The sequence below is a fragment of the Sphingobium sp. BYY-5 genome (assembly GCF_022758885.1).
Taxonomy (GTDB): Bacteria; Pseudomonadota; Alphaproteobacteria; order Sphingomonadales; family Sphingomonadaceae; genus Sphingobium.
Map to the genome: position 1 here is coordinate 473,976 of NZ_JALEBH010000001.1, position 22,617 is coordinate 496,592.

Annotated in this window: 20 protein-coding genes, 1 tRNA gene and 1 pseudogene; 10 read left to right on the top strand and 12 right to left on the bottom strand. The window is 61.1% G+C overall.

Annotation, left to right across the window (positions count from 1 at the left end; all coding sequences use genetic code 11):
* Positions 1–45: 45 nt before the first annotated feature.
* Entirely contained in the window at positions 46–396 is a 351-nt protein-coding gene (locus tag MOK15_RS02380; protein ID WP_242930133.1) for a GFA family protein, read from the top strand.
* A gap of 424 nt (positions 397–820) precedes the next feature.
* Here MOK15_RS02380 and MOK15_RS02385 read toward each other — a convergent pair whose 3' ends face one another.
* Positions 821–1,573: a dienelactone hydrolase family protein gene (locus MOK15_RS02385; protein WP_242930134.1), complete on the bottom strand. Its 753-nt coding sequence runs from the start codon at positions 1,571–1,573 to the stop codon at positions 821–823.
* Between the two features lie 884 nt (positions 1,574–2,457).
* Here MOK15_RS02385 and MOK15_RS02390 point away from each other — a divergent pair.
* Positions 2,458–2,649 carry a type IV toxin-antitoxin system AbiEi family antitoxin domain-containing protein gene (locus MOK15_RS02390; RefSeq protein ID WP_278254176.1) on the top strand — a complete coding sequence of 64 codons (192 nt, stop codon included), beginning with the start codon at positions 2,458–2,460 and terminating at the stop codon, positions 2,647–2,649.
* A gap of 11 nt (positions 2,650–2,660) precedes the next feature.
* On the opposite strand, the gene MOK15_RS02395 is transcribed toward MOK15_RS02390, so the two are convergent.
* The 3 genes and pseudogenes from MOK15_RS02395 to MOK15_RS02405 form a co-directional block, all read right to left on the bottom strand.
* Entirely contained in the window at positions 2,661–2,846 is a 186-nt protein-coding gene (locus MOK15_RS02395; protein WP_242930136.1) for a hypothetical protein, read from the bottom strand.
* A gap of 182 nt (positions 2,847–3,028) precedes the next feature.
* Entirely contained in the window at positions 3,029–3,322 is a 294-nt protein-coding gene (locus MOK15_RS02400) for a helix-turn-helix domain-containing protein (protein ID WP_242930137.1), read from the bottom strand.
* 169 nt (positions 3,323–3,491) lie between these two features.
* Positions 3,492–3,647, bottom strand: a pseudogene (locus tag MOK15_RS02405) (DNA-binding protein); the annotation flags it as partial.
* Between the two features lie 254 nt (positions 3,648–3,901).
* On the opposite strand from MOK15_RS02405, the gene MOK15_RS02410 reads away from it, so the two are divergent.
* The gene (locus MOK15_RS02410; protein WP_242930138.1) at positions 3,902–4,879 is read left to right on the top strand and encodes a toll/interleukin-1 receptor domain-containing protein; all 978 of its coding nucleotides are present in this window, start codon (positions 3,902–3,904) and stop codon (positions 4,877–4,879) included.
* Between the two features lie 738 nt (positions 4,880–5,617).
* Here MOK15_RS02410 and MOK15_RS02415 read toward each other — a convergent pair.
* From MOK15_RS02415 to MOK15_RS02425, 3 genes are read right to left on the bottom strand one after another with little or no spacing between them, the layout of a single operon-like run.
* The gene (locus tag MOK15_RS02415; protein WP_242930139.1) at positions 5,618–7,180 is read right to left on the bottom strand and encodes an IS66 family transposase; all 1,563 of its coding nucleotides are present in this window, start codon (positions 7,178–7,180) and stop codon (positions 5,618–5,620) included.
* 51 nt (positions 7,181–7,231) lie between these two features.
* A complete protein-coding gene (tnpB, locus tag MOK15_RS02420; protein ID WP_242930140.1) occupies positions 7,232–7,579 on the bottom strand; it encodes an IS66 family insertion sequence element accessory protein TnpB in 348 nt (115 codons plus the stop codon).
* Positions 7,576–7,971: a transposase gene (locus tag MOK15_RS02425; protein WP_242930141.1), complete on the bottom strand. Its 396-nt coding sequence runs from the start codon at positions 7,969–7,971 to the stop codon at positions 7,576–7,578. Before MOK15_RS02425 ends, tnpB begins: the two co-directional genes overlap by 4 nt.
* A gap of 430 nt (positions 7,972–8,401) precedes the next feature.
* On the opposite strand from MOK15_RS02425, the gene MOK15_RS02430 reads away from it, so the two are divergent.
* The 6 genes from MOK15_RS02430 to MOK15_RS02455 all read left to right on the top strand — a co-directional run bounded on the left by MOK15_RS02430 (position 8,402) and on the right by MOK15_RS02455 (position 15,338).
* A complete protein-coding gene (locus MOK15_RS02430) occupies positions 8,402–8,626 on the top strand; it encodes a hypothetical protein (protein WP_242930142.1) in 225 nt (74 codons plus the stop codon).
* A gap of 10 nt (positions 8,627–8,636) precedes the next feature.
* The gene (locus MOK15_RS02435) at positions 8,637–10,484 is read left to right on the top strand and encodes a hypothetical protein (RefSeq protein ID WP_242930143.1); all 1,848 of its coding nucleotides are present in this window, start codon (positions 8,637–8,639) and stop codon (positions 10,482–10,484) included.
* Positions 10,485–10,631: 147 nt separating this feature from the next.
* Positions 10,632–11,831, top strand: coding sequence for an ABC-three component system protein (locus MOK15_RS02440; RefSeq protein WP_242930144.1), 1,200 nt, complete (start codon positions 10,632–10,634; stop codon positions 11,829–11,831).
* Positions 11,828–12,316, top strand: a complete 489-nt coding sequence (locus tag MOK15_RS02445) for a three component ABC system middle component (RefSeq protein WP_242930145.1) — start codon at positions 11,828–11,830, stop codon at positions 12,314–12,316. The genes MOK15_RS02440 and MOK15_RS02445 overlap by 4 nt, the downstream gene beginning before the upstream one ends.
* Positions 12,313–14,277 (top strand): DUF3732 domain-containing protein, encoded by a 1,965-nt coding sequence (locus tag MOK15_RS02450; RefSeq protein WP_242930146.1) that lies wholly within the window; start codon positions 12,313–12,315, stop codon positions 14,275–14,277. Before MOK15_RS02445 ends, MOK15_RS02450 begins: the two co-directional genes overlap by 4 nt.
* A gap of 80 nt (positions 14,278–14,357) precedes the next feature.
* Positions 14,358–15,338, top strand: a complete 981-nt coding sequence (locus MOK15_RS02455) for a hypothetical protein (protein ID WP_242930147.1) — start codon at positions 14,358–14,360, stop codon at positions 15,336–15,338.
* A 211-nt stretch (positions 15,339–15,549) separates the two neighbouring features.
* On the opposite strand, the gene MOK15_RS02460 is transcribed toward MOK15_RS02455, so the two are convergent.
* From MOK15_RS02460 to moaA, 3 genes are all read right to left on the bottom strand, one after another.
* Positions 15,550–15,624 (bottom strand) — tRNA-Asn (locus tag MOK15_RS02460).
* Positions 15,625–15,702: 78 nt separating this feature from the next.
* Positions 15,703–16,479 carry an NAD kinase gene (locus MOK15_RS02465; protein ID WP_242930148.1) on the bottom strand — a complete coding sequence of 259 codons (777 nt, stop codon included), beginning with the start codon at positions 16,477–16,479 and terminating at the stop codon, positions 15,703–15,705.
* A complete protein-coding gene (gene moaA, locus MOK15_RS02470; protein ID WP_242930149.1) occupies positions 16,476–17,486 on the bottom strand; it encodes a GTP 3',8-cyclase MoaA in 1,011 nt (336 codons plus the stop codon). The genes MOK15_RS02465 and moaA overlap by 4 nt, the downstream gene beginning before the upstream one ends.
* A gap of 123 nt (positions 17,487–17,609) precedes the next feature.
* Between moaA and MOK15_RS02475 the strand changes: the two genes are divergently transcribed.
* Positions 17,610–19,619 carry an EAL domain-containing protein gene (locus MOK15_RS02475; RefSeq protein WP_242930150.1) on the top strand — a complete coding sequence of 670 codons (2,010 nt, stop codon included), beginning with the start codon at positions 17,610–17,612 and terminating at the stop codon, positions 19,617–19,619.
* A 145-nt stretch (positions 19,620–19,764) separates the two neighbouring features.
* Here the strand turns inward: MOK15_RS02475 and metK are convergent, their stop codons facing one another.
* Both metK and lnt read right to left on the bottom strand, forming a co-directional pair.
* The gene (gene metK, locus MOK15_RS02480; RefSeq protein WP_242930151.1) at positions 19,765–20,970 is read right to left on the bottom strand and encodes a methionine adenosyltransferase; all 1,206 of its coding nucleotides are present in this window, start codon (positions 20,968–20,970) and stop codon (positions 19,765–19,767) included.
* Between the two features lie 58 nt (positions 20,971–21,028).
* Complete coding sequence (gene lnt, locus MOK15_RS02485) at positions 21,029–22,615, bottom strand: apolipoprotein N-acyltransferase (RefSeq protein ID WP_242932606.1); 1,587 nt, start codon at positions 22,613–22,615, stop codon at positions 21,029–21,031.
* Positions 22,616–22,617: the final 2 nt, after the last annotated feature.

The following is a 22,617-nucleotide window of genomic DNA, read 5'->3' on the forward strand; positions in this document are numbered from 1 at the left end:
CCAAGTGATTGTTATCGAAACGAATTTTATCACGGGGAGAAGTACATGGCGTTCGAAGGTAGTTGTCACTGCGGAGCGGTAGCCTTCCGGGTGACTGAAGACGTGCCGACAGAAGCAATGAGCTGCAACTGCTCCCACTGTCGTCGCAAAGGATTTCTGCTGTCCTTTGTTTCATCAAGTGCGTTTTCAATCCTGAGTGGTGCAGATAATCTTACCGATTACCACTTCAACAAACATGATGTTGCACACCGTTTTTGTTCAACATGTGGCTGCCAGCCTTTTGGGAGTGGCAAAGGACCGACCGGCGCAGAAATGGCGGCCATAAATTTGCGCTGTGTGCCCTCAATCGACCTCGATAGCTTGACGATCCAGAAAGTGGATGGCGCAAGCTTCTGATTACCTACGCTTAGATTGGAGGTAGGCCAGTACGGGCAGAACTGCTTACCGACAGCCAGGATGGACTGACAATCGACTTGGAACCGAGCCGGCCGGACACCCCCGTTCTGGGCGACAACAATCACATGATTTCGGGCGCTCGGGTCATTCATGCGCGCGGGACGCTATGACGGAAAACCCCTCGTTCAGCGTTATCGGACATTCTCTCAATCCGACGGTGTTTTCGGATAGTCGCAGGAAAGGCATAGCCGCACGACATCGTCCGGAAAGCCTTTTCCGTAGAATTCCGCAGAGACTGCACGGATATCATGTGATTGCCGTCAGGGTAAGGCTGCTGGCCCGTTGTCGATCCCGTTCCGATCGTTGCGAAGTCTGCTTGGGGACCTGACGCCGGACATTGCAGTCGCGCGCGAACGCTAAAAACCTAGAAAGTTTCGCCAAATAGGTCGAGCACCGCTCGCCATACGCGCGTCGTGTGCTTCGGGTGATAGCTGACGCCGGGCACGGTGACCATGGTGTGATTGGTCCCTTCAGCGGGCGATCCATCCGGATTTCTCGGGCGCGCCCAGAAAGCGTGCTCGGCTCCGCCATAAATATTTACACGCCAATCGACCCCAGCCTCCTGGAGCGCATGGCCGAAAGTCAGAACTTGCTGAGGGGTGCAAAGGGGGTCTTCGGAGCCCGTGCACATAAGGAGAGTGCCGGTTACGTCGGTCCAGTCTTCGGTTTTGGCGTCTGGAAAGGCGGGATGAACGACCGCAATGGCCCTGAACGCGATGCCGACCTTTGCAAGTTCCAGCACAATTTGACCACCAGCGCCATAGCCGAGAGCGGCGATGCGGTTGGGATCAACACCGGGTTGCGCGAGAAGAACATCAAGCGCGGCACGACCGATAGCTTGCATCCGTTCGACATCGGCCAATAGGGGCATAACCCGGTCCAGCATCGCATCCGGCCGATTGAAGAACACCTCACCACCGTGATAATCCATTGCCAAAGCCAGATAGCCCTGCGCGGCCAGATCATCAGCTCGCTGCTTTTGATATTCCTCGAGGCCAACCCCATCATGTCCTATCAGCACCGCCGGCCAGGGCCCGGGACTGTCCGGCTGCGCCAGATGGGCAATCATGTTCAGACCATCGACATCATAGGTGACTTCGCGCGTTATGATCATCATTGTACCTTCTATCGAGCGATTGGGGCATCCCGCCTATGGCCCACACGACGTAGGGGCAATAGTCCGCTGATCCAGTTTGCTTCTCTGAAGCTGACAGTCGCATAACCACCAAAATTCCCGCCCGATGTGCGACAATCAGATGTTTTCCGACAGGTATCAGTAATGGCTGCTCTCCTATTCCATATTCTTCGAAGCGGAAGGACTGCAATCGCCGGAAGCGGGCATTCACGACCGGCGTCGGGAATGACGGGTAAGTCCCAATCCTTGCCATGAACCACCTCGCAGTCGGGCTGGAAGCTCTGGGAGTGGACGAAGCCTGGAACACAGGGGTCTAATTTGGGCAAAGCGGCATTATAATGCCGCTTTGCCCAAATAGAGTGCAACTTTGCTAACTTTCGCCGGATCGGCACTTCAGTGCCCTGGCCATTGCGGGGGTTTGAAGAGCTACGCATAGTGCTGAGGACAAAGCGATTGGCCGCTTCTGAGTCGCCGGACCCGATGGGATCGGGAATGGCCGCAAGGAGATTTCCAATGTTCATGCCGTTGAAGCAACAGGATAAATTTGGCTTCGGTGCAGGGGCTCCTCTGGCAGTGAGGGTGTCAACTAGCCGAGGGGGAAGGCGGCCGCCAAACCCCAGGCGGGATTCGAACAAATGCGAAAATAAAAAGGCAGGAAAAACAATGATATAGGAAATTCAGAAAAGGAACAAAAACAGGTCTGGAACGCTAACGCGTTGAAAAAAGACACAATTATCCCTTGTGAATTTTAGTGGCTCCCCGGGACCGACGAATCCGAGAAATACAAGCTGCCGATTGCCGTCGAACGTTCGCCAGAGCCTCCGAAGCGACGGAAACGCGACCGCGACCGTGACGAACGTATTCGGCTGGCTGGTGGCCCGAAGCCCTCGCTACGAGAAAAAGCATACGCCTTTGCCCGTGAAAGGGCCACCGTGAGAACTTACGATTTCACCGCCATCGGTATCCCAAGGCACTACCTGGCCTGGATGTGCGAGGAGGGCCTGCTGGTGAAGGTGGGCTATGGAGTCTATCGCGCCGCGGATCGCGAGGCTGCGTGATCTGGCTCGACCTACAGGTCGATGTCGCGCGGAGGTACGCGATCACGTGTCAGGTCGAGGCCCGCTCCAACCAGCGGCGATCGTAGAAGCGCAGCGACGATGCCGCCTTTGCCATCGAGAGCCTCGTTGATCTGGGTTCTGATGCGATCAGCCTCAACCCCTCCTTTCGCGAGCCTCTTCGCTAAGGATCGGATCATGTCACGGTCGCTCTCCAATCCTACGACCTCGTATTGGTTGATCTCGGTTTGCGATGTCGTGTTCGCGGCTGATCTCCCTTCACATACTCGCTATCGGCGCCGGCCAGGCTAGGTCGTCGTTCGGTCGTTGCGACTAACGCCCGCGGGTAGAAGGCTGCCTCCAAACCCGCGGGCCAACCGGACTATGCCTTTTCGGTCATATCCTCCAGTTGCTTGAGCGGCCTTTCCAGCGTTGCGCGCCATTTGGCAGGATAGACGATGTCAGGTCCGGACTCCGAGGTCGAGTATCGCAGCCCTTTGTCGGCCCACGCCTGCAGATCCGAAAGCGCATAGACGACGCGTCCGCCAATCTTGCGATAGACCGGACCGGTTCCATAGGTACGGTGCTTCTCGAGCGTCCGAGCCGAAAGCGCCAGGAAGCGCGCAGCCTCCTTGGTGACAAGGAAGCGCGGCGGAATTGTAGGTAGATGACTCACTTGTATTTCCTCATTTCCTCCCGTCGCAGATGACGGGCACGGAGAGGCGTCGACCAAGCATCTCGGGGCGCAATGCTTTACGACCAGGCATAAGTCATGATCTTTTTCCAGCGCAACGATGCAACGCCATGCTTCAAGGCATAGGACGCGCCCAACGTGCAGGCATCCAGATGGAATAGACGACCACCCCGCCGAGCTTTCGGTACTGAGGACCCGTGCCATAGCTTCGATGCTTCTCCAGCGTGCGCGCGGAGAGGCCGAGGAAACGAGCCGCCTCCACGGTCCGCAGGAAACGCGGGGGCAGGTTGATGTTTGATCGTGACATGATGGTCTCCTCATATGCGCACGCGGTGTGACGTGCAGGGGAGTTGTGGGCCCTGGCTCGCCGATGCCGAAGCGTTGCCACGAGAGGCTTGGACCTCTCACACGAGCAAAGACGAAGTATTTCGTGGATTTGCGATTGATTGTCTCGGGCCCGGCTCGGGCATCTATGCGCTGGGCCGTGTTTTCGATAGAACGGAATGAGAACTAGAAAGATGATCCGTCGTTGGTCGAGTCATGACGGCCCAGGGAGAGTTTATGGCGGCGAGCGTGTTCTTTTCGTACTCTCATGTGGATGAGGCGCTTCGGGATCAAGTCGAGACACAGCTCGCCCTCCTGAAACGGCAAGGGGTTATCGAGACCTGGCATGACAGGCGGATCGGCGCGGGTGAGGAGTTTGCCGGCGCCATTGAGCAGCATGTTGAAACCGACGACATCATCCTGCTGCTGGTCAGCGCCGACTTTATCGCCTCCGACTATTGCTACGACATCGAGATGAAGCGCGCGATGGAACGGCACGTGGCCGGAGAGGCGATTGTTATCCCGGTGATCCTGCGCGCGTGCGACTGGCATGGGGCTCCGTTCGGCAAGCTCAACGCGACACCGCCCAACGGCACTCCCGTCACCCAGTATGCAGATCGCGACCAGGCGCTGCTCGAAGTCGCTAAGGCGGTTCGGGGAGCGGTAGCTCGGCTGACACCCAAGCCCTCTCCAGCGGTAGCGACCAGATCCGTCGTCGCCGAAGCTGATGAGCCGCGCTCCTTCCTCCCGGCCGGCCCACGGTCCAGCAATCTCGCACTCGCCAAGGCCTTCACGGAGCGGGACAAGGACCGGTTCAAGCGCGAGAGCTTCGAATATATGGCGCGGTTCTTCGAGAATTCGCTCGCCGAATTGGCGGCCAGGAACGACGGCATTGAAGGCGACTTTCGCCGTATGGATGCCGATCACTTTGCGGCCGTCGTCTATAAGCAGGGACAGGCGGTTTCCCGTTGCACGGTTTTTTTGGGTGATGGTACCTTCGCTGGCGGCATTGCCTATTCGGCGTCGGAGACGTCCGCTAGCAATGGCTACAATGAGCTTCTGTCCGTCGAGGCGGACGACCAATCCATGTTCCTGCGCAGCATGGGCATGGCGGCGATGGGCGGCGGTCGAGACACCGCCAAGCTGACGCAAGAAGGCGCGGCTGAGCTTTATTGGGGCATGCTCATCGATCGCCTTCAGCCGAGCCGACGGTGAGAAGCATCAGTTGATGGAAAATGCATCAAACGGTGCGCGGTCGCGAAAGGTGCGGTGCCATGGAGGCGACAGGTAATATGACTATCGCCTGCCTGGGGTGGGGATCCCTGATCTGGAAGCCCGGTGATTTACCCATTGGAAATTGGCGCAGCGACGGCCCGGCACTTCCATTGGAGTTTGCTCGACTGTCGCGCGACGGACGCGTCACTCTAGTGATCATGGAGACTGCTCCGAGCGTTGAAGTGCTCTGGGCCGAGATCGATGCGCCAACTTTGGAGGTCGGCATTGCGCTTCTGGCGAAGCGGGAAGGTTGTCCTACTCATCGGATTGGTTACTGGCCGTGCAAAGGGAGCCGTTTGGCTCGCCACGAGAATGCAGTCGGTAGCTGGGCTCGGGCGAAAGGGATGGCGGGAGTTGTTTGGACGGCCCTACCTGCAAACTGGAATAAAGTTGAAGGCTTGGGGCCTACGGCCGACCAAATACTTGCGCATCTCGAAACCTTGGATGACGCCGCTCACGCGGAGGCGCTCAGGTACATTTTCAAGGCGCCTTCTCAAATCCAGACGCCATTCCGGCTGCAATTAGAACGTGTCCTCCGGCCCAGGAGCGGCTCTACGCCCGACGCACCGAGCACCTAGCCAAGGCGTCGCCGGCTGTGGGACGGTGGATATTCGTCCGGTGTTCCGCAGGAGCCGGGAACCCCTGCTATTTCCGTAAGCGGGGCCTGGAGGCCGCAGATCAGGCGGCTGCGGCGATCGGTTGCTGATCGGTCCGCCAGTTCCACGGCATGAGTTCATCCCAGCGGGTAGCAGGCCAGTTGCCAGCGATCCTGGCGATGACGTCGGCGATATAGGCCTGTGGTTCGAGGCCATTGAGTTTGGCGCTCTCGATGACGGAATAGATGGCAGCGGCGCGATCGCCGCCTGCTTTTGAACCTGCGAACAACCAGTTTTTGCGACCCAGGGCCACGCAGCGCATGGCGCGCTCGGCTATGTTGTTATCGATTTCCAGACGTCCATCATCGAGAAAGCGCGTCAGAGCGACCCAGCGCTTGCGACCATAGGCAATGGCCTTGGCCATCTCGGATTTGGGCGAAAGGCGGCGCAGGGCATCGTCGAGCGCCTGGCGCAGTTCGTCGATCAGCAGCTTGGTGCGGTCCTGTCGGCTTCGTCGTCGGATATCGGGCTGGTGGCCGCGAACCTCCGCCTCGATCTCATAGAGTTGGCCGATGCGTTCAAGCAGATCAGTGGTGAGCGGTGTCGGCTTGGTCGCATGAATGTCGAATATCTTGCGCCGGAAATGCGCCCAGCAGGCGACCTCGGTGACGCGGTTGGTGTCGTAGAGCTTGTCGTATCCGGCATAGCCGTCCGCCTGAAGATAGCCGGTGAAACTGGCCAGCTGCCGTTGGGGATGTGCGCCTGTCCGGTCGGTGGTGAACTCATACCAGACCAGCGGCGGGGTCATGGCACCGCAGCCCCGATCGTCGACGGCATAGGCCCAGAGCCTGCCGGTTGCCGTCTTGCCACGTCCCGGATCGAGCATGGGGACCGGTGTATCGTCGGTGTGGATCTTTGAAGCGGTCAGTCCGACCTCGCGGATGCGGTTGATGATCGGATCGAGCAGGACAGATGCCTGGCCGACCCAGCCTGCCAGCGTCGAGCGGTCGATCTCGATGCCCTGCGCGGCCATGATCTCGGCCTGGCGGTATAACGGAAGGTGATGGTCGAACTTGGAGACGACGACATGGGCCAGGGTGCCGAAGGTCGCCTTGCCCCGCGCTATCGCCTTCACCGGCGCGGGCGCCTGCACGATCTTCTCGCACGCCCGGCAGCTATATTTGGGGCGGATGGTCCGAACGACGCGCCACTGCACCGGCACGGCATCGAGCATCTCGTCGCTATCCTGCCCTAGCGGCCGCAGCGCGCCGCCGCAGTCGGGACAGGTGCAGTTACCCTGCTCGGGCTCGATCCGCTGCTCCTCGCGCGGCAGATGAGCTGGTAGCGTCCGAACCGGTGATGACCGATCGACGGCTACTGGATCGCCTCGACGCGCGGCGACGATGATGGCCTCGCCTTCGAGTTCTTCGAGCGCCAGCTCAAGCTGAGCGATCTGGGTATCGAGCTTCTCGGACGACTTGCCGAACTGCATCCGCTTGAGGCGCGCAATCTGCACGCGCAGCGTATCGATCAGGATGTCGCGGGCGGAAATATCGGCGTGGGCAGCTGCCAATGCAGCTTCAAGCTCGGCGATCCGAGCGTCTTTATCAGGGGTGGAAAGGCCTGCGTCCGACACCACGATCATATAGCAGATCGATGGTCGAAACGCTAATAAAAGCACCAGAAAATGGGCGTTTTACCCCGCCAATGAAGGAGTGAAAGTGCGTTCAGGTCGCCGCCAGTCGATGCCTTCCAAGAGCATCGAAAGCTGCGCCGCCGTCATCACCACCGACCCCGTCTTGGTCGACGGCCACACGAAGCGCCCCCGGTCCATCCGCTTGGAAAACAGACACATGCCCTGGCCGTCGTACCAAAGCAGCTTCACCAGATCGCCGCGCTTGCCCCGGAAAGCGAACAGCGCACCGGAATGGGGGCTCTGCTCCAGAACCTGCTGCGTCATCACCGCCAGGCCGTCGAAACCCTTACGCATGTCGGTCGCGTCGCAGGCCAGGAAGATCCGCGTCGATGGCGGCAGCGGGATCATCGCGTCAGGATACCGATCACCCGTGACAGGGCATCGGCATCGACCGTGGCATCCACGCTCACCCTGATACCAGACGGCAGTTCGATGCCAATCACGCCGCCGCTGCTCGCTGCAACTGTCGGGGCAGGCAAGGCTGGCTGCTCGCTGATCTGCACCTCCGCAAATGCCGGCTCGGCCAACTTGCGAACCCCGGCAAGCTCACCGGACATCGCCTGGCGCCGCCAAGTGTAGATCGAGCCGCTGCCGACATCATGGCGTTCACAGGCCGTACGCACGCAGCCCTCCGGGCCGAATGCATCCCGCAGCACGGATAGCTTCTGCTCTACCGTCCACCGCCGCCGACCCGACACCCGGCTAACGACCTCGATCCGACTACTCATACGATTACTCATATGACTACTCGCCCGTTCGCTTGCTGAAACCTCGATCTCGTCCGACACCCGCCACCTCGCTAAAAGAGCGGCAATCATCCCGGCGAATGGGCGCCGCGCAAGGCGGCCCTCAGGCCCCGCTTACCTATTTCCAAGCCCTGAAGCATGTGTCCTCCTGCACAGTGAGGATTGGTCGGGCATTGCTCCGGCCAGGGCTCTCGTCCGATTCCAATTCTAGAGCAGTGTTAGTCGACGCCCTATCCTGCAACGGTGTTCCAAACACACACGGCAACCATTGCGGAGGGGCGTTGAAATTCCGAGCTCGGACATCGGACATATGCGCGTATGCACTCAATAAATAGACACCTTTCAGCGTACTATGGCGAATTTTATCGCATCCTTGCGTAAGTTTGGCGGCTAGGCTACATATATGATGCAATGGAGACTCGGCATGCCCGACAGTGACAAGCGTGCAAATTTCGTACGGCTGGCGGAGGGGAGAACGCAGGTTGCTCTCGACGCAATTCGGAAGCTCGGTAACCTGTCAAACCGAAGAGCCTACGAATTCACGGATGCTGATATTCGTAAGATCAGCAAGGTTTTGAAGGAGGCGGTTTCCGACCTCGAGCGGCGGTTCGGCTCATCGAACGACGTGCAAGATAGCTTCAAACTGTAAGGAGTGGCGCATGCGTTCGGAGCATCTCGGGATTGGTGATCGTACCTTCCTCATCAATCGCCTGATCCAGCAGGCTCCGATCAACACATTGGTGCGCGAGTTCTTCAAGAACGCTGACGAAAATGCGGCGTTGGCGCCGGAGGGTCATCGAAACGTCGAGATATTCCCGACCCTCATCGACGGAGTACGGAAGCTGACGTTCTGGAACACCGGCATCGGAATGTCCGCGGTAGAACTCAAGACGGCCACCGATCTCAGTTCATCGGTCAACAAGATGATGTCGCTCGACGGCAACTTCGGTATCGGCGCGAAGGTGTCGGGGCTGGCTGCCTCTCCGGAGGGTATTCGATACAGGTCGTGCAAGAATGGCGAGGTGAACGAAGTCACCATTGGATATGACGAGGGCGAGGCCACCTACGTCCGGTTTTCCGTTCAATTGGCAGACGGTAGCAATGAGACCATCTATGATGTCACATCCACGGTTCTTGCTGAGGGAACCTCGATAGATCAAGATTGGACAGAGGTCGTGTTGTTCGGCGAAAGCCCCACGCATGACACCGTCGCTGAACCAATTGGTGTTGGCGTCGCGGTAGATCGCAGCTTCATTGCCACATCCATATTTCGACGCTTTGTAGAATTCTCACCTGGCGTGCAGGTTCGTATCGACGTTTCGATGACGAAGGGTGGCGGTAAGGACGAGACCGGGAAATTTCGTCAACTCAAGACGCTTGATGAAATCCTTGATCGTTTGCCTAGGTACGAAGACGTCACCGATTCTGCCACTGGGGTCACCGTTCGCTACATCCACGATCCTAAGCATGATGCATCGAGTCACACCTACAGCGCTCGCGCAAATGCGGCGACGGGTTCCACTACTTTTTGCGCGCTGGTGTATAGGGGCGAACGCTACGATTTTCGTACGCAGAAGGTCTGGTCATCTGTCGCGCCGACCTTTGGCATTCCGTTTGGATCGAAGGTCCTGACTGTTGAGATACGTCTACGTGATCAGGCGGCTTTTCCTAGTCAGTATCGGGATTCATTGACGTGGCGCCACGATCGATCGCCGCTGACATCTGATCACTATGCTTACCTTGTCCGCGAACTGATGCCGGACTGGGTCAAGGATGTCATCCGGAGTGAATCGCCAGATAGCGCGGACGATCTCAACGATCTTCAATCCGATTTACAGACGCTTCTCGACGAGCTGCGCGTGCCGACCAAGGTTATGAAGCGAGCGCCGGATCCGACGGCGCGTACCGAGCGGCACACATCTGGCATCCCGGAGGCGGAGCCCAGCACGCTTGAATCGGAACAAGATGAAGACACACCGGTCGGCGTCGTGCCGCCAGCAAAGGGGACAGAACCCCGAGCCTCAAAGACACGCGTGCGATATGCGCCCGATGGCGCGACCGCGTCCAAGCTCGCGCGTGCGCTTGAACGCGCTCCCGAGATCAAAATCCTGGATGACCCCGATGAAATCGCCGATCGTGGCCTGAAGGGGCGAGCCGCAAGGTTCTATGGCGAGGTTCAGATCCTCTTCGTCAATGGCTTATATCCAGCGGTCGCAAAGATGGCGGACGAGCTGGCCAATGAGTTCAGTGACGCCGAGGACCCGGACGAGGCACGCGCGATCGCTCTTCAGGCGTCTCAGCGGACCCTCGCGTACCGTGTCGGCAAGGCCACTTGTTTCGCGCTTGCCAAGCGTCTGCTCGACGACTGGTCGACGGAGGATTTGGAGCGGGCGACATCGCCCGAGTCTTTGTCGATGGCGGCCGATGATTATCGCCAAAGCCTCGCTGCGGGCCGCAAATGGATTAAGGATCGTGTTCGGATGGCCAGTGTTACGGCGCTTGGCTGAGGATACGCATCCGCTATCTTTGGCTAACGTCTTGGTTGTTTTAGTCGAAGCTTCTATTGATGATTAAGATGGGGTTTTGATCTTTAGGGGGGCGGGATGTGATGGCACGCGGCGTCAGCTATTGAAGCGCAAGGGGGACTTGCTTTGATGAATGATGCGCGCTCGCCATACTCCGCGGCCGAGCAGGGACTTGGTTTCATCTACCAGCCCCGATTGGCTCTGCTAAAAATTCTGTCGCTGCCGGAAAGCACCTCCGTCCTGATCGAGAAAAGCGACGATCTTGAGTTCGACACATCGAGCGGCCGAAAATCGCTGGCATCCTTAAAGCACAAGGCCCCCGGAGACCATCTCACTGATCTCGATACCGATTTCTGGAAGTCGGTTCGCGTGTGGCTGAAATACTATCTCGAAAATGGGCGGATGGCTGCTGACGCCAACTTCATGCTGTTCACGACAGCGGAGATTTCAGAGACCTCCTTCTTGACGATGTTCGCAAGCGACACGGGAGAGGAAGAGAGCCGCGAGACCAAGGCTTCCGCCGTCCTCGCGCAGAGCCAGAGCGCAGCCCTCGCCAAGATACGCGCCGAGTTGGCCGGACTGAGCGAGGAAGAAGCACACGACTTCTACGCTCGTATCACCATCTTCGACGGCAGCCCTCGCATCACCGACATTCCCCAGCTAGTGATCGACCAACACCTGCGGACGATCCGCCGGGAGTCGCGAAGCATCCTGTTCGAGCGACTCGAGGGATGGTGGACCAGCCTGATGATCAAGGTCCTCTCGGGCGATCGCACCGATCCCGTCTATGGCTACGAGGTCTCGGATAAACTGTCTGCGATCGCAGAAGAGTATCGTTCCGACAGCCTGCCGATAACCTTTCGCGGCAGGCTTCCTGATGGACAAATCGATGCAGCAAACGATCCTCGCCTTTTCGTGGAACAGCTAAGAGATCTCGATCTGTCAGCGACCAGGATTCAGAATGCGATCATCGATTATTACAGGGCGTTCGAGCAACGATCGAGTTGGGCGCGGGAAAACCTCCTCGTCCCAGGTGAGATAGAGGAGTATGAGGACCGCCTTGTCGATGAATGGTCGCGCTATCGGGAAGTCGTCTTCGAGGCTGTTCAAGGGTCCAGTGAAGACGAGGTCTTCAAGGCGGCCGGACGAGAGCTCTACCGTTGGGCGGAGCTTGAGACCCAGGCGCTTCGCATTCGGGAGCGTGTGACCGAGCCCTACGTCGTCCGCGGCGCGTTCCACATTCTCGCGAACACCCGGCCGAACCCAAAGGTCTTCTGGAATCCCCAGTTCATGAAACGCTTGGGAGAGCTGCTGGGAGTCGCTGCTTGAAACGCTGGGATGAACGACCGTTCGAAATCCGAAATCTCTTCAACCCGGCCTTCTGTGGCTTGGTGCTGTTCCGGGCCTTGGCGGCGTTCGAGGGGGAAGATTCAAGGGGCATGCCGTTCTCGCTATCTCTGCTCATTCTGCCTCTGTGCCTGCAGCGGGATTCGCGGGAGGTTCTCGCGCAAGGCAATCGAAGCTATTTCCTCAAGGTCATCGCGGCCAATCCTCAGATGCTGGTGGATCTTCCCAATCGCGTGACAGCCCTTCTCCCGTTCACACAGGAAGCGCTCGGTTTTCTGATGCAGCTCGGCACCATCATCGTTGAGCCAGACGGTCGGCTGAAAACCGTGCCGGAAGGCGTTCGCAAGACACCGTCCGGAACGACAGAGTCCGTCGCGTGCCAGCGAGTGGCGAAATATCTCGGTAAGGAGTTCGCCCAGATCGGTGATCGTGTGACGACCTATACCACCTTGGGGATCAGACCATGAAGATTAAGTCGATCCACCTCTACAGCTATGATGGCCGCCGACGGGACCTCAAGTTCCATCTGAATGGGCTTAACGTGATCACTGGCCGCTCATCGACCGGCAAGTCGGCGCTGTCAGAGATCATTGAATATTGCATGGGGCGGTCAACGTTCAACGTGCCCGAAGGCATAATCCGGGATCGCGTCAGCTGGTTCGCAGTCATCTTCCATTTCGACGGAGAAGAGGTTCTTGTCGCCAAGCCGTCGCCCGGCGCCGGCCGAAGCAGCTGCAGTACGGCGATGGTGCGGCGAGGTTCGGAACTTTCTGCGCCCGATTACGAGGCGCTGATCGTCAATGACGATGACAACGGCGTGGAGACCCTGCTCTCGCGCGTCCTAGGCATCCCGGAAAACACGACTGCCGTTCCGATCGAAAGCAGTCGCGAGAGCTATGACGCCAACATCAAACACACCTTCTATTATCTCTTTCAGAAGCAGACGATCGTCGCCAATAAGGACCAGCTCTTCTATCGCCAGAATGAACAGTTTCAGCCCCAGGCGATACGGGACACCTTGCCCATCCTGTTGGGCGTCTCGTCGCGAAACAGATACGAACTCGAAGCCCGACTGCGCATAGTGCAGCGGGACCGCCGCCTGAACGCCAAACTTCTCGAGCAAGCGACCTCCGCCATAGAAACCTCTGAGGAGAGGGCTTTGGGATTGCTATCGGAGGCGCGTGGAGTGGGTATCTTCGCCTCCGATCTAGGGGGCGGGGTCGCTGTCGTCGACATGCTTCGCAATGCTTTGGCATGGACGCCGGCGCCCGTTCCCGAGGACGATGGTCATCGGGTTGCGGCCATTGAGACGGACCTGTTCTCCCTCAGGGAGCAGCGCCGGGAACTCCAACGACGGATCGACGCTGCGGTGCAGTTCGCTAAACGCTCAGAAGGTTTTGAGAGCGAGGCGGTCGAACAGCGGGACCGCCTAGCGTCGATCAAAGCTCTGCCTACCAACAAGGAGACCGGGGAGTGGCAGTGGCCGTTCGCCGAGGCAAACTTGGCGCTGGGCAGCCCGATCGCCGGTATGCTGCTTGCCGAACTGGAATCGCTGGACCGGGAGATGAAGGCCGTCGTCGGCGAACGCCCCGCGCTTGACGCCTACCTTGCGGAACAGCGAAACGAAGTTCAGTCGGTCAGCGATCAGATCCGTAGCAAAGAAGTCGAGCTCTCTGCGGCGATTGCGGCCAATGAGGTCATCGCCCGGATGGGGGATCGGAACAATGCCGCGTCGCGTGTCGTCGGACGCGTGAGCCTTTTTCTTGAAAATCTCGTGCCGAATGAAGAGCTCGCCCGGCTGCAGGCCGAGGAACGCCGGCTAAAGGCCCGAGTAGAAGATCTCGAACGAAAGATTGGGGCGGATGATTCTGGTGAGCGCCTAGCCTCGACCCTGAACAACATCTCGATGCATATGTCGGGTTATATTACGGCTCTGGGAGGCGAATTCGGGCAGTTCCCGGCGCGCTTGGACCTGCACCATCTGACCGTGGTGATCGACCGGCCCAGCCGTCCGATTTATATGCCTCGGACCGGCGGCGGCGAGAACCATCTAGCATATCACCTGGCGGCCCTGCTGGCACTCCACCGGTTCGCGGCAAACAATCACCAGCCGCTGCCGCGGTTTCTCCTCATCGACCAGCCCACCCAAGTCTATTTCCCGTCCGAGACCCTCTACGCCGAAGCCGGCGGGTCAATCGAGAAGACCGAGAAAGACGCAGATCTCGAGGCGGTTCGGCGTTTGTTCGAGCTCCTAAAGCGATTTGGAGAAGTCGACGCACCTAGGTTCCAGATCATCGTGACGGAACACGCCAATCTTCGGGATGACTGGTTTCAAGAGGCGTTGGTCGAGTCGCCGTGGAACAAGCCGCCGGCGCTCGTTCCAGATGACTGGCCAGACGAGATAACGGTGGAGGACGATCTTGAATGAGGCGTCTCTGGCGGCACGTGGATCAGCATGCCCGGCGCGTCGAGCTACGCTTTTGCTGATAGTCTGAGAGGCGCGCAACAATGACATCTCTTTACGCACGTATGCGCGCCCACGGAACGCTGACCGAAACACCGGACGAGATTCCGGACGCGGTATTCGCGCTCCCGGCCACCCTGAACTGGATGCGGGCGAAGGCCATACTGGTTGCGGACCTCAACCTGAAATTCAGCACTGCCAGAACCTTTTACCAACGGGTTCAACGCAAAGACCTCACCGAGCCCCAGCTCAACTCGGTACTCGAGCAGCTGCTTTTCTCGTTGAACCAGATCGCCGCTCTTCGGGGGCTGGCGACCGTGCCTAACAAGGCCGACGTCGCCCGGGTGGGGATCGTGACCTGGTACTACGGGGTGTATGGTGCGGCTTCGGCGATGATCGCCGCCGCCGATGGCTCATTTCCGGAGACCCACGCCACGACGGCGCTTCAGTGGGACCGTCAGTTTGTGGCGCCGCAACTTGCGATGGAGCCCTTCAGCGATCGGCTTAGCAGCCTGGTTTCGTCCGACATTGACAGAGAACTGGCAGTGCCGCGATCTCGAGGTCGCCACTCGCTGACGTCTATTCCAACGACCATTGAGCAGGCATGGGGATGCCACGCGGAGTACCTGTCCGGCACAGCGTCTTGGGAGCAATGGAATCTTGAGCAGCGGGTTAGGCGGTCGCCGGAGTTCAGGGCTTTAGCCGTCGACAATTTTCGCACCAAGGCCGCTCGCACGCTACGGGATGAGGCGTTCGGTAAGAAGAGCATCGCTTTCCTGCATGAAGCATCAAGGTACCGGGGCAAGGCGAACTATCGCGATGCGATTTATCTTGCCTACGGAAAGTCTGTCCCGAAACTCGCCGAAGGATTCATTGATGATCTGGTGTCCGTTCTGACTGCCTTCTCGGCGATGGCGGCAGGGTATTGCTCGATTCGGATGGGGCGCGACCGGTGGGGGGCGTTCACGGATGACCTGGAAGAACGACGAGCAATCTCGCTCTCGCCGCTGGCCGTGTGGTCATAGCCCGCCGATTGCCTGTCTTTCCCCGCCATGGCCGCCGATTCTACGACTGGTGTTCTGAAGGGATGGGCGATCGTGGAAGGTATCGCTATTCTACGCCCGTCTTCGATCTGCCTTGCAATCCATTCTGGTCACCAGCCGGGCAAAACAGATCGTAGCGTACGGAAAATCGCACGCTGGCGCGTAGCATCGCGCCGTAGCGTACAAAAGGCGATGGCTCCCCGAGTAGGATTCGAACCTACGGCCATTCGATTAACAGTCGAATGCTCTACCGCTGAGCTATCGGGGAGCAACCCGGCTCTCGCCGGGCAGGCCGCGCCTATAGCAGCGGGTTTCCGGATATGGCAAGCGGCAATGTCGCTAAAAGTTACGCGATGAATTGTTCGGCCGCGATGCGGTCGTCCAGCGTATGTTCGGGGTCGAACAGCAGGGTCAAGGTGGTGGTGCGGTCGATCTGGATTTCCACCTGGGCGACGTCGCGGACCTCGCGCTGATCGGCGACGGCGCTGACCGGGCGCTTGATCGGATTGAGCACGGCGAAGCGGATGACGGTGGATTCGGGTAGGATCGCGCCGCGCCAGCGCCGGGGGCGGAAGGGGCTGATCGGGGTCAGCGCCACCAGCGCGGAGCCGAGTGGCAATATCGGGCCATGGGCGGAGAGATTATAGGCGGTGGATCCCGCAGGCGTTGCCACCAGCACGCCGTCGCAGACCAGTTCGGGCAGCACGGTGCGTCCGTTGACCTGTACTTCCAGCTTGGCGGTCTGGCGAGTTTCGCGCAGCAGCGAGACTTCGTTGATCGCGGGGATCGAGAATTGCTCGCCATCGACGGTTTCGACCATCATGCGCAGCGGATTGACCTTGAAGCTTTTCGCCTTGGCCAATCGCTGGTCCAGGCCGTCGAGCCGCCATTCGTTCATCAGGAAGCCGACCGTGCCCAGATTCATGCCGAAGATGGGCAGGATGCGGCGACTTTCCAGCATGGAATGGAGCGTCTGGAGCATGAAGCCGTCGCCGCCCAGCGCGATGACCATGTCGGCCTGCTCCACGGGCACGAAGTCATAGGCGGCGCGCAGCCGTTCCTCGGCCGCCCGGGCCGCCTGGGTGGGGGACGCGACCAGCGCGCGCCGCGGTTCGCTGCTCATCCGCCGGTGACGCTCATATGACGATGGGTGGCGGCGCCTTCGCCCGCGCCGATGCGGAAATCATGGGCAGCGGGTTTCAGGCGCAGGGCACGGTCGATGAGCGGCTGCACGGCAGGCAGGCCGCCGTCGCGCAGAGCCGTCTTGAAATCGACATGATCCTCATGGCCCAGGCACATGAAGATCTTGCCCTCGCAGGTCATGCGGATGCGGTTGCAGTCGGCGCAGAAATTGCGGGTGAGGGGTGTGATGAGGCCAAGGCGGACGCCCATCCCCTCCACCGCATGATAGCGGGCCGGGCCGCCGGTACGATGGGCTATGGGGGTAAGGGGGTGATGCGCGCCGATGGCGTCAGCGACATGTGTCAGGGGCAGATAATGGTCGGTGCGGTCCTCGCCCGTATCGCCCAGCGGCATGGTTTCGATCAGCGTCAGGTCGAAGCCCTGCGTGTCGCACCAGCGCAGCATCGGCAGGATTTCGTCGTCATTGACGCCCTTCAGGGCCACCATGTTGATCTTGACGGCAAGACCGGCGGCGCGCGCCGCGTCCAGCCCGGCCAGCACCTGATCCAGCTTTCCACCGCGCGTCACATGGGCGAAGCGATCGGGATCGCGGCTGTCGAGGCTGACGTTGATCCGCCGCACCCCGGCGTCGAACAGGTCGTCGGCATGGGTCGCAAGGCGGGTGCCGTTGGTGGTGAGGGTGAGTTCATCCAGACCCTGGCCCAGATGGCGGCCGATGCGGCGGATCAGGTCGCCAATGTCACGGCGCACCAGCGGTTCGCCACCGGTCAGCCGAATCCGGCGGATACCGCGCGCGACGAAGAGATCGGCCAGCAACGCTATCTCTTCCAGCGTCAGCACCTCGTTCTTCGGCAGGAACTGCATCCGTTCCGCCATGCAATAACGGCAGCGCAGGTCGCAGCGATCCGTCACCGAAATCCGCAAATAGCTGATCCGGCGGCCCAAGCCGTCTACCAAAGGCGCGGACGAAGGGGCGGCATTGGCCATGCAAGCATAGCTAGGCGATGGTCCGGGAAGGTGCAAGCACCCCCGTTGCGGTGATGCCAAGAGGTCGGTAACGCCTTGCTGTTAAATGCGGTGCGATGTGCGGCGTCAGGGAGACTGAGTGAAGTGAGCGGGGACGCCCCAGCGGATGGGCAGCGCAGTCTATTCATCCTGTCGCCGGGAGACCGCGACGGACTGTGCCAGGCCGTGCAGGCCATCGGCTGGCGGGCGATCGGCGCGCGCCGGCCCGACGATGCGCCGCAGCGTTTCCTGCGCAGCGAGGCGCAGGTGGTGCTGGTCGACCTGCGCGGAGACAGCGAAGCGGACATGTTGCTGGAGCCGCTGGTCCCTGCGACGGAGGCAGGCGGCGGCGCACTGGTCGTGCTGATCGACGGGGCGGATGAGGCCCATGTGCCGGCGCTGCTGGCGGCGGGGGCGACCCATTTCCTGACCATGCCCTTCACGCAGGACCGGCTGCGCGGCGTGCTGGCGTCGGCGCATCGGTTGGTCGAGCGGCTGGGCGGTGGCGCGCGCCAGAGCCAACGGGCGCAGCGCATCCGGCGTGGGGACGCGCTTTACTGGCAACTGGGTCGCGACGGAATGTTGCGATTGAGCGAATCGCTGGCGCGGCATCTGGGACTGGACGCGCCGGCCATCGCGCCCGTCGCGCTGCTGCGCCGGTTGCCGCGTGCGGAGCGGCAGGGCGTGCTGACGGCGTTGAAGGCGATGGCGCGGGCGGGGCGACCGGCGGCGTTGGCGCATGGCGTGCCGGATCGGCCGGGCGATCGGCTGGTCCATCATCTGCGGATCGAGGACGGGCAGCTTGCCGCCGATGTCGAATGGCTGTCCGAGCGGCATGAGCGCGACGGCGAGCAGCGCGATTATCTGACCGGACTGCGATCGCGGCAGGCTGCGCTGGACTGGCTGGACCGACGGCAGGGCCTGCCGACCACGTTGCTGCTGTTGTCCATCAGTCAGTTCGAACGGATGAACGCCGCCTATGGCCAGGTGGTGGGCGACGCGCTGCTGGGCCGGATCGCCCGGCGGATCGAGCGGATGGTCGATGATGTGGCCCCCGGCGCAATGGTGGCGCGAATCGCGGGGACGGAATTTCTGGTCGGCATGACCGGCGAGGCAGCGGCGAGCGAACGGGCGACCTTCCTGGCGCGGCAGTTGATCGGGGCTATCGGGCGGCCGTTCAGCGCGGGCGATCATCTGATCCGGTTGACCGCGCGCTGCGGCATCGCGCAGGCGCGGGTGGAGGATGACGCCACGCTGCTGTTGCGGCGCGCGGGCACGGCGCTGGCCGACGCGCGACAGGGCGGGGGAGAGGGTATCCGCATATTGTCAGCCGAGAAGCAGAGCCGGCAGGTCGACCCCGACCGGCTGGAGACGGACTTGCGGCTGGCTCTGGACCGGGGTGAGATCAGCATCGTGTTCCAGCCGCAATATCCGGTCGCGTCGGACCGGATCAGCGGGGTGGAGGCGCTGGCCCGGTGGAACCACCCCCATTATGGGCCGCTGGGCGCAGGCATCCTGTTCTCGACGGCGGAACGATCCGACTATATGCTGCCATTGTCGGCGCATATCCTGGGCGAGGCGTTGCGGCAGGCGGCGGCCTGGCCGGTTGCGCTGGCCGATCTGCGGCTGTCGATCAACGTTACTGCCGCCGACATCGCCCAGCCGCGTTTCATGACGGACCTGCTGGAGATGGTTGATCGCAGCGGTTTTCCGCGCGCGCGGCTGACGGTGGAAATTACCGAGAGCGGACTGATTCAGGATGTCGATGCGGCCGCCGCGCTGCTCCGCGCCCTACGTAGCGAGGGGCTGGCGGTGGCGATCGACGATTTCGGAACGGGCTATTCGAGCCTGGCCTATCTCAAGACCCTGCCGCTGGATTATCTGAAGATCGACAGCGGGCTGGCGCAGGATATTGCCGGGAGCGCCCGCGACCGGATCATCGTGCGGGGGGTGATCCACATGGCCAAGTCATTGGGACTGAAGGTAATCGCCGAAGGGGTGGAGACCGAGCAGCAGCTTGACCTGCTCGCCCGCGAAGGGTGTGATTATTATCAGGGCTTCCTGCGGTCGGCGGGGGTGCCCACGGCCGATCTGCTGGCGCTGGTCTTGCAGTGAAAGCAAGGATGCGCTGGCGCTGAAATGATGTTCCCCGGCGCAGGCCGGGGTCCAGTCCATATAGCGGAACTGGACCCCGGCCTGCGCCGGGGAACGCCATTCTGATGGAAGCCATCCCCGCGCAGGCGGGGATGGCGGGTATTTCTTAAAGAGCGGCCTTGAGCTTGTCGGCCAGGTCGGTCTTTTCCCAGGGGAAGAAGTCGCCGTCGGGCTTGCGGCCGAAATGGCCATAGGCAGCGGTCGGCTGGTAGATCGGCTTATTGAGGCCAAGGTGCGTGCGGATGCCGCGCGGGGTCAGGCCACCCAGTTCCGAAATGCCCTTGATCGCATCCTCGATCTTGTCGTCGCCGACGGTGCCGGTGCCATGGGTGTCGACATAGAGCGACAGCGGTTCGGCAACGCCGATCGCATAGGCGATCTGGATGGTGCAGCGCTGGGCCAGGCCGGCGGCAACCACATTCTTGGCGAGGTAGCGTGTGATGTAGGCGGCCGAACGGTCGACCTTGGTCGGGTCCTTGCCGCTGAACGCGCCGCCGCCATGGGGCGATGCGCCGCCATAAGTGTCGACGATGATCTTGCGGCCGGTGAGGCCGGCGTCGCCGTCCGGTCCGCCGATTTCAAAGCTGCCGGTCGGGTTGATATGATAGACGGTTTCGTCCGAAAGCAGGTCGGTCGGGATCACCTTGGCCACGACGGACTTCACATAGGCCTTCAGTTCGGCTTCCTTCTCACCCTGGTCATAGCCTTTGGCATGTTGGGTGGACACGACGACGGCGGTGCAGGCGACCGGTGTGCTGCCTTCGTAGCGGAGCGTCACCTGGCTCTTGGCGTCCGGCTCCAGGAAGGGCGCGGCCTTCGAATGGCGGTCAGCCGCCATGGTCTCCAGGATCTTGTGGCTGTAATAGAGGGTCGCGGGCATGAGGTCGGGCGTGTCGTCGGCAGCGTAACCGAACATGATGCCCTGATCGCCCGCGCCTTCATCCTTGTTACCGCTGGCATCGACGCCCTGTGCGATATGGGCCGACTGCCCGTGCAGATTATTCTCGAAGCGGAAGCTTTCCCAGTGGAAGCCATCCTGCTCGTAACCGATGCGCTTCACCGTTTCGCGGACGGTCTTTTCGATTTCTTCCTGAGCGCCCGGCGCCCATTCGCCATTTTCATAGACGCCCTTGCAACGGATTTCGCCGGCGAGGACGACGAGTTGGGTCGTGGTCAGCGTTTCGCAGGCGATGCGGGCTTCAGGGTCCTTGGAAAGGAACAGGTCGACGATGGCGTCGGAGATCTGATCCGCAACCTTGTCGGGATGGCCTTCGGAAACGGATTCCGAGGTGAAGAGGTAAGTGTTACGCATAGGACTCCCGTTAAGATGTTTGGGCGAATAGCGACATAAAGAAAAGTTTATGTGCCTATTAGCTTTTGCTGGGGCGCAAGGCAATGCCCAGTCCGAAAAGCAGCGCCATGACCGCGATAGCGGCCCAGTTTCCGATGTGCGCGAAGAGCGTCGGTGGCAAGGCGGGCGGCAGGCCGCCGTCGAGATAGCCCGCGCGATTGAGGCCGAGCGCGCGGATTACATGGCCGCGCGCGTCGATCTTGGCCGAAACGCCGGTAGGGGTAGCGCGGATGATGGGAACGCCCTCCTCCAGCGCGCGGAGGCGGGCCTGGGCAAGGTGCTGAACCGGACCCCAACTGCCGAACCAGGCGTCGTTGGACGGGTTGAAGAGGAAGGCTGGGCGATTCCTCGCGTCGATGACATGGCCGGAGAAGATGATCTCGTAACAGATCTGGACGCCCATCTTGAGGTCCGGGCGGCCGAGCGTGGCGGGCAGGGGCAGGCTCTGCGGACCGGGACCGGGCCAGAAATCCGCGTCGCCGGGGACGAGGCGTGACAGGCCGATCGGCTCCAATATGTTCCGCAGCGGCAGATATTCGCCGAAGGGAACGAGGTGCGATTTGTCGTAGCGGCCGGTAAGAGTCGCGCGCGGCGTGACGATCCAGACGCTGTTGTTGGCGCCGGCGAGCTTGTTCCCCAGGACGCCATTTTCCTCAACTGCCTTGAAATAAACCTTGTCCGCGCCGGTCAGCAGCAGGTCGCCGGGGCCGAGCAGGCCGGCGAGACGCGCGCGCCAGTCAGGCTCCATATCGAGATAGGCGGGGATCGCCGCTTCGGGCCAGAAGATCAGGCGCGGGGCCGGGCGAGGCTGGCCCGAAAGCGTCGCGAGCTTGCGGAAATTGCGATATTCGGCCGCTGGCGAATATTTTTCGTCCTGGCCGATATTGGGCTGGACCACACGGACGCGGGGTGCGCCTTCCGGCACCGGCGGGGCAGGGGAGAGATGGCCCCAGAAGGCAAGCAGCAGCAGCGGAACGAAGATCGCAGCGGCCGGGCGGTAGCGGCGGCGGACGGCAAGCAGGAGGCTGCCCGCGGCGAGAATGGTGAGAGCGCTCAGGCCGTAGGTGCCGATGACTGTTGCGGCGATGGCGATGCCGGTCGGCAGCAGGATGACGCCCAGCGGGTTCCAGGCGAAACCGGTGAAGAGGGTCGCGCGCAGATATTCGGCGGCGAGCCAGGCGGCGGCGAAGAGGAGGGGAAAGGAGAGGGCTTTCCAGCCGTCATCAATCCATCCTCCTCTGGCAGGGACGGATTTGGAGGAGAGCCACCACGCGCCCAGCGCCGCGAGGGCGGGGAAGAGGGCGAGGTAGAGGGACAGGATCAGGACCGCAGCATAGCCGAACCAGTGCGGCATCGAATCCTGATAGGTGAAGGCGTGGGCGATCCAGTTGAGGCTGAGGGTGAAATGGCCGACGCCGAACAGCCAGCCGCGCGAGAAGGCGGCGCGGCGGTCGGGTGCGCGCTCGACCAGCAGGATCAGCAGGGCGAGGCAGGCAAGGGTGACGGGCCAGAGTTTGAGCGGTTCGAAACCGGTAGCGGACAGGAGGCCCGCCAGCAGCGCCGCGACCTTGGGGTGGCGGGCGAAGGCGGTCTTCCTGTCCTTCATGT